Annotated in this window: 8 protein-coding genes; 5 read left to right on the plus strand and 3 right to left on the minus strand. The window is 43.7% G+C overall.

Annotated features, from left to right (window positions below):
- The first annotated feature begins 193 nt into the window (after window positions 1-193).
- The gene (locus tag C3420_RS12795) at window positions 194-1,453 is read left to right on the plus strand and encodes an MgtC/SapB family protein (protein ID WP_103799914.1); all 1,260 of its coding nucleotides are present in this window, start codon (window positions 194-196) and stop codon (window positions 1,451-1,453) included.
- A 43-nt stretch (window positions 1,454-1,496) separates the two neighbouring features.
- On the opposite strand, the gene tsaA is transcribed toward C3420_RS12795, so the two are convergent.
- Window positions 1,497-2,204, minus strand: coding sequence for a tRNA (N6-threonylcarbamoyladenosine(37)-N6)-methyltransferase TrmO (tsaA, locus tag C3420_RS12800; RefSeq protein WP_103799915.1), 708 nt, complete (start codon window positions 2,202-2,204; stop codon window positions 1,497-1,499).
- 105 nt (window positions 2,205-2,309) lie between these two features.
- Between tsaA and C3420_RS12805 the strand changes: the two genes are divergently transcribed.
- The gene (locus C3420_RS12805) at window positions 2,310-3,089 is read left to right on the plus strand and encodes a ferredoxin--NADP reductase (RefSeq protein ID WP_004815348.1); all 780 of its coding nucleotides are present in this window, start codon (window positions 2,310-2,312) and stop codon (window positions 3,087-3,089) included.
- 62 nt (window positions 3,090-3,151) lie between these two features.
- On the opposite strand, the gene C3420_RS12810 is transcribed toward C3420_RS12805, so the two are convergent.
- Window positions 3,152-3,766 carry a cation transporter gene (locus C3420_RS12810; protein WP_103799916.1) on the minus strand — a complete coding sequence of 205 codons (615 nt, stop codon included), beginning with the start codon at window positions 3,764-3,766 and terminating at the stop codon, window positions 3,152-3,154.
- Window positions 3,767-3,851: 85 nt separating this feature from the next.
- Between C3420_RS12810 and C3420_RS12815 the strand changes: the two genes are divergently transcribed.
- The 3 genes from C3420_RS12815 to C3420_RS12825 all read left to right on the plus strand — a co-directional run bounded on the left by C3420_RS12815 (window position 3,852) and on the right by C3420_RS12825 (window position 6,063).
- Window positions 3,852-4,268, plus strand: a complete 417-nt coding sequence (locus C3420_RS12815; RefSeq protein ID WP_048881050.1) for a Cd(II)/Pb(II)-responsive transcriptional regulator — start codon at window positions 3,852-3,854, stop codon at window positions 4,266-4,268.
- A 128-nt stretch (window positions 4,269-4,396) separates the two neighbouring features.
- Entirely contained in the window at window positions 4,397-5,806 is a 1,410-nt protein-coding gene (gene yegQ, locus C3420_RS12820) for a tRNA 5-hydroxyuridine modification protein YegQ (protein WP_103799917.1), read from the plus strand.
- A gap of 2 nt (window positions 5,807-5,808) precedes the next feature.
- Window positions 5,809-6,063, plus strand: coding sequence for a YfhL family 4Fe-4S dicluster ferredoxin (locus C3420_RS12825; RefSeq protein WP_004815339.1), 255 nt, complete (start codon window positions 5,809-5,811; stop codon window positions 6,061-6,063).
- A gap of 268 nt (window positions 6,064-6,331) precedes the next feature.
- Here the strand turns inward: C3420_RS12825 and ahpF are convergent.
- On the minus strand, window positions 6,332-7,255 hold a 924-nt coding region (gene ahpF, locus C3420_RS12830), incomplete at its 5' end, for an alkyl hydroperoxide reductase subunit F (protein ID WP_103799919.1).

Genomic DNA, 7,255 nt, shown 5'->3' on the forward strand with positions numbered 1-7,255 from the left:
AGTTTTTGCTATTTTTCGCATTCTCCTGCTGTGTCTTCTGGCTGTTTCTGCTAGCTAATGCCAATCTTTAGCGTTACCAATCTTTTCACCCTGTCTTATCTCTCACATTTCTCTCTTGTTCATCCTCTAGCTTATGGCCTATATTTTAGAGATACCTTTGAAAATAATTACTTATTCATAGCTGAGGCCGGATATGGATTTTAGCGCAGTGCCCATGAATGACAGCTCCTTTCAGGAACTGCTCACTATCCTGACTTCAGCATTGGGCTGTGGCTTATTGATAGGCCTGGAACGAGAACGACATAAACAGCGGGAGCAACAGCCAAGCTTTGCCGGCTTACGTTCTTTTGCTATCTGCGCCCTGTTGGGAGCTATCTGTTTTTTATTCGGAATAATCACTGGCCTGGTGGGCGCACTGATTATTGGTGGCATGGTCATTTCCTCTATCCGAAATCAGCCGGATGATCCTGGAATTACCACCGAACTTGCTTTTGTGATGGCCTATTTTATTGGGGCAATCTGTCTATGGAATATTCCGCTGGCTGCCGGACTTGCAGTACTCATTACCGTCATTCTGATGGCCAAACATTCCATGCATAACATTGCTGGAAAATGGATTACTGAAGCTGAATTCCGGGATGGTTTACTGTTACTGGCATTGGTCTTGATTGGTTTGCCTTTGACACCCGATACACCGCTATGGGGCAAGGTGCTTAATCCCTACCTGATTCTGAAACTCTTAACTTTAATTTTAGTGGTACAGGCGCTAGCGCATATTGCCAAACGCTTACTTTCTACAAAAAATGCCCTGATGCTTTCTTCCATTGCCTCTGGTTTTGTTTCCAGCACAGCTACAGTAGCCCAATTGGGCCTACAAGTTCGTAAAGGTGAGATGGATGCTCGATCCAATGCGGGTGCCGCACTCATGTCCTGTATCTCGACTTTAGTACTGCTGTTCATTGTGGTCGGAGGCGTATCTTTTAGCTGGCTTAAAATTATTTTGCTTCCTTCCCTAGTGGCAATGGCCATTCTGGCTGGCTGTGCATTTCTATTGCTGCGTAAAGCCAAACCGCCAGAAAATTGTGAAAAAGAAGAAGATAGCCGGATGTTTAGCCTGAAAGAAGCGGTCATCATTGCAGTCACCTTGACGCTGATTCAGGCTGCGATTTATGGGCTGGAACTCTTACTCGGCGATGCTGGCTTGCTGGCAGGGACCCTGCTGGCTTCACTATTCGAGATTCATGCAGCCATGGCCAGCGTAGTCATTCAGGGTGACCCGAGCAATACCCGGCTAATTCAGGCCCTGCTCATAGGCCTTGCAGCCCATGCTTTAGCAAAATCTGTAAATTCCGGCCTGTCAGGCGGATTCAAATATGCGATGTATTTTGTCCCTGTACAGATTCTACATATGGCAGTTTTGATCGGAATTTTGTGGTGGACGCTAAAACTTTAGAATGATTTGAGCAGAAAGTATAAGTACCCTAGCCCTTTAGCCATCACTCAATCTCTACAATCAGAACAGACGTTTCATTTACAATAAATTTGATATTGAAATCTGCAAAGTGCATACCATAAATTCGCTCCGGATCCTCCTGATAGGCTGGACGTGGATCAAGGGATAAAACCTCTGCCAGTTCCCGAATGACTTGTTCCGAAAGACCTTTCGTTTGGACTAACTGCTCTCTTTCCAGCTCTGCCTGTTCCGACCAGACCACATATTTGCGCACTGGCTCCTCCTGAGCATAACCGCTTTGCGCTTCCATCACAGCATCAGAATAATGAATATAAGGTTTAATATCGACAATCGGAGTACCATCTAAAAGATCACTGCCCGTCACATAAACACGGACTGTTTTGCCAAATTTTTTCACTTCTTTCAGCTTGACCACGGATAAACCAATCGGCGAAGGACGATACATACTACGTGTCGCGAACACCCCTATTTTCTGGTTTCCACCTAAACGTGGTGGGCGTACCTGTGGACGAAACTTGCTGTTTTCCTGATTTTTATTGTCATGGAACTGCCAGAGCAGCCATAAATGGCTAAACTCCTCAATTCCCTCAAAAGCCAGCAGATCATTATAAGGCGCCTGCATTTCAATATAGGATCCCACTTCCACCAGATTAGGCTGACGTGGAATACCAAATTTTTCTTTATAGGGAGATTTCATTATACCGATTACAGGTATAGTCAGTTCAGTCATAATCACTTTTTTTGATAAGCTCAATTAAATATATTCAGTTTATCGAGAATGAATTTGGTTTAGAATAGCAACCTGTTCTAATTTGATAACTTATTGAGACCTTTAATGGCTGCTTTTAACGTCGAAAAGATTACTCACGTCCACCATTGGAATGACACATTATTCTCTTTTAAAACGACTCGTGATACTGCATTACGTTTTAAAAACGGTCAGTTTGTGATGATCGGCCTTGAGGTCAATGGCAAGCCTTTAATGCGTGCATATTCAATTGCAAGTGCAAACTATGAAGAAGAACTGGAATTCTTCTCGATTAAAGTTCCAGATGGCCCACTGACTTCTATTCTGCAAAAAGTAAAAGTTGGCGATGAAATCCTGGTTTCTAAAAAACCGACAGGTACACTGGTTCTGGATGACTTGAATCCTGGTAAGAATCTGTACTTATTGTCTTCAGGTACTGGTCTTGCACCTTTCCTGTCGACTATTCGCGATCCTGAAACTTATGAACGTTTTGAGAAAATTATCGTGGTTCATGGTACACGTTTCATTTCAGAACTGGCTTATCAAGATCTGATTCTGAACGAAATTCCAAACCATGAGTTCTTCTCAGAATTGGGCGCTAAAGAAAAATTAGTGTATTACCCGACGGTAACTCGTGAAGAATATCCAAATCAAGGCCGTGTAACGACTGCAATTGAAACTGGTGAACTGTTTGAAAAAATCGGTCTGCCACGTTTTAACCCTGAAACTGACCGCGCAATGCTATGCGGTAGCCCAGCCTTCCTTGATGACGTTGCTGCGCTTCTTGACCAACACGGTCTGAAAGAATCTCCACGTATGGGTGTTCTAGGCGATTATGTAATTGAACGTGCGTTCGTTGAAAAATAAGATGCCTTGAATCTAAAAAACCGGGCAAAATTGCCCGGTTTTTTATTTAGTATTAATTTTTATCATGCAGTTGTACGACGTTCTTGTAATGCCTGCTTCACCACCTGATATCCTGCAGTTAATCCCAGACTGGCCATAATCACCGCCACAATCATATCGGGCCATAGACTACCAGTTCCAAATACACCAATGGCCGCAAAAATAACTGCTACGTTGCCAATTGCATCATTTCGGCTACACAGCCACACAGACTTCATGTTTGAGTCTCCATCACGGAAAGCATAAAGAATCACAGCCGTGATCACGTTTGCCAGTAAAGCGATTGCGCCGATGATACCCATCGTGATGGCTTCAGGAGGAATACCGAGCAGATAGGCATAGATGACTTTAGCCATCACCACCAAACCAAAGGCTGCCATAGTCAGACCTTTAATTAAGGCTACAGTGGCTCGCCAGTACAGGCTTGCACCTAATACAGCCAGTGAAATCCCATAATTCACTGCATCCCCAAAGAAATCTAGCGAGTCGGCCCATAAAGCTGAAGAATGAGCATAGGCTCCCCCGACCAGCTCTACCAGAAACATACTGAGGTTAATCCATAAGGCAATCCATAAAGCCATTCTAAACTTGCTGTTTGGCTTAATGGGTGCCGGTTCATGACTACAGCTACAGGCCATATTCTTCTCCGATGTATTTTTATACGAAATACGATACATTGATTAGAAACTATGGAGTAACTCCAAGGTCAAGCCCGAGGTGTATATGTCTTTGTATCTAATTTCAGAAATCGCAAAAAAGTCACATTTAACTACTGACACGGTGCGTTTTTATGAGAAAAAAGGATTCATCACGCCGAATTTTCGAGCAAATAATCAATATCGTTATTTTGATGATGAAGCGCTTAAAAGACTGATTTTTATCAAGCGTTGTCGTGATCTGGATATGTCCTTAAAGGAAATCGAGACCTTAATCGAACTGGAGCAAAATCCCGAGCAGAACTGTACAGCAGTCAACAATATTATTGACCAGCATCTACAGGATATCACCAGTAAAATGAAAGAATTAGCAGCTTTTAAAACTCAGCTTACCGAGCTAAGAAATAGCTGTAATACACCGACTACAGTTGACCATTGTCAAATCCTGAAAACCCTGGAACGATCTGAAATCGAAGATCAATAGTCTGTATATTTATTTCAGTTTTACTTATTTGATAATGTTGAAAATATCAACAAAAACCATGATTTCCGAGTGATTTACTTGGTTGAATCTTGTTTTTAGATGAATAAAATAAAAGCCGTACTTTTTATATGTCTTTCGATTTCGTCATGAGTATCATCCCTGTTACTGAACTTCTCTCACCTGCTGGCTCACTGAAAAATATGCGCTATGCTTTTGCCTATGGTGCAGATGCAGTCTATGCTGGCCAGCCGCGTTATAGTCTACGTGTACGTAACAACGAATTTGACCATGACAATCTCGCGATTGGCATTCAAGAAGCACATGATCTTGGCAAAAAATTCTATGTGGTGGTGAATATCCAGCCACATAACTCCAAGTTGAAAAACTTTATCCGTGACCTTGAACCTGTGGTCGCGATGCAACCGGATGCACTGATCATGTCCGATCCAGGTCTGATCATGCTGGTGCGTGAACATTTCCCGCATATGGACATTCACCTGTCTGTACAGGCCAATGCCGTGAACTGGGCAACGGTAAAGTTCTGGAAAAATATGGGGCTTGCTCGTGTGATTCTGTCACGTGAACTATCCATTGAAGAAATTGCAGAAATCAAACAGCAAGTACCAGATATGGAGATTGAAGTTTTCGTGCATGGCGCGCTGTGCATGGCTTATTCAGGCCGTTGCATGTTATCTGGCTACATAAATAAACGTGATGCCAACCAAGGTGCCTGCACCAATGCTTGCCGCTGGGAATACAAAGTTCTGGATGCCAAAGAAGATGTGACCGGTGATGTGATACCGGTGAAAAATCTGGATTCAGGCTGCTGCTCCCAAGATATGGATGAAGCTCATAAAGTAGCTCAACATCAGTTTGACGAGCCGGTCCTACTTCAGCGTAACGATGAAGATATGTTTGCTGCCGAAGAAGATGAACATGGCACTTACTTCATGAACTCAAAAGATTTGCGTGCAGTCCAGCATGTAGAACGATTAACCAAAGTCGGTGTGCATTCGCTAAAAATCGAAGGTCGGACTAAATCCTATTTCTACTGTGCACGTACTGCACAGATTTATCGCAAAGCCATTGATGATGCTTTAGCTGGCAAGCCATTTGACCCATCACTAATGACCCAACTGGAAGGTCTGGCAAATCGGGGTTATACCGAAGGCTTCCTGCGCCGCCATGTACATAGTGAATATCAGAACTATGAAAATGGTTCTTCCAGTTTTGATCATCAAATTTTCTGTGGTGAAGTACTAGAGCGAAATGGAGATTACATCAAGATCGATGTGAAAAACCGTTTTGTAGTCGGTGACTCACTGGAGCTGATGACGCCTAAAGGCAACATTACCTTCACCTTGACGGAAATCAAAGACCGTAAAGGCAATCTGATTGAAGATGCCAAAGGTTCGGGGCATATCGTCGAAATTCCGATTCCAGCAGATATTGATATGCAATATGCCCTGCTGATTCGCAACCTGCCGACATCGACTGCAGATATTTCCGCATCTTCACTCGCTTATCAGGCAGGCTAAGCATGGCACTCTTGATTACCGATAAATGCATCAACTGCGACATGTGTCTGCCGGAGTGTCCGAATGATGCCATTTATGAAGGTGACAAAATCTATGAAATCGATGTCAATCGCTGTACGGAATGCGTCGGTTTCTATGATCATCAAACCTGTGTATCCGTGTGTCCAATTGAGTGCATTGTGCCCCATCCGGAGCATGTGGAGACCAAAGAACAATTGATGGAGAAATTTAAGGGACTGAATCTATTCAACTCTTAATGAAATCTTAAAGATGGCATATTTTATGCTCATCTAAAGAACAACCTTGGGGAAGACATAATAATAAATTAAAACAAAAACAGCGCAGAGGAAAGGAACAGTCAGAAGCAATTGGGGATGCTTCTGACTGATCTAAAACGAAGGAAAGCAAATATAAAAAAAGGAACTCTGGTGTTAGCGTCCGGAGTTCCTGTAAAAAGGGAATAAGAAATAGAGTCGATTGATGTTCTAGTACCTGGGTTTTGGGGAACCCAGGTGCTTTCCTTTATTACTGACCCGAACGGATGATGTAGTCAAATGCAGACAGTGATGCTTTCGCGCCTTCACCTGTAGCAATGATGATCTGCTTGTAAGGTACTGTGGTACAGTCACCCGCAGCAAATACACCTTTCACATTGGTTTCATTGCGCTCGTTAATCACAATCTCACCGCGGTTGCTTAACTCAACTTTGGTTTCTTTCAGGAAATCCGTATTCGGTAACAAACCGATCTGAACGAAGATCCCTGCAAGTTCAACCGTATGTTCTTCATCGGTCGCACGGTCTTTGTATTTCAGTGCAGTTACCTGTGAACCATCACCCACTACTTCTGTTGAAAGCGCATTCTTGATCACCGTGGTGTTCGGCAAGCTGTTGAGTTTGTCCTGAAGTACCTGATCCGCACGTAGTTTGGTATCAAATTCCACCAGGGTGACATGCTCAACAATACCAGCAAGGTCGATCGCAGCTTCTACACCCGAGTTACCACCACCAATCACCGCAACACGTTTGCCTTTGAACAGTGGACCATCACAGTGTGGGCAGTAGGCAACACCACGGGTTTTGTATTCCTGCTCACCCGGAACATTCATTTCTCTCCAGCGTGCACCGGTTGACAGGATTACAGTTTTAGATTCAAGCTTGGCACCATTTTCTAAAGTCACTTCAACCAGACCGTTGGCAGTTTCATCTGCACCCTTGATGTCAGATACACGTTGCAGGTTCATGATGTCGACACCGTATTCACGTACGTGTGCTTCCATCTCGGCAGCAAATTTTGGACCTTGGGTCTTTTGCACTGAAGTGAAGTTCTCAATGTCCATGGTATCCATGACCTGACCGCCCATACGTTCAGCCACGATCCCGGTTTTGATGCCTTTACGCGCTGCGTAGATTGCAGAGGTATTCCCCGCAGGACCACCACCAATCACAAG

The organism is Acinetobacter sp. ACNIH3 (assembly GCF_002918965.1).
GTDB lineage: Bacteria > Pseudomonadota > Gammaproteobacteria > Pseudomonadales > Moraxellaceae > Acinetobacter > Acinetobacter schindleri.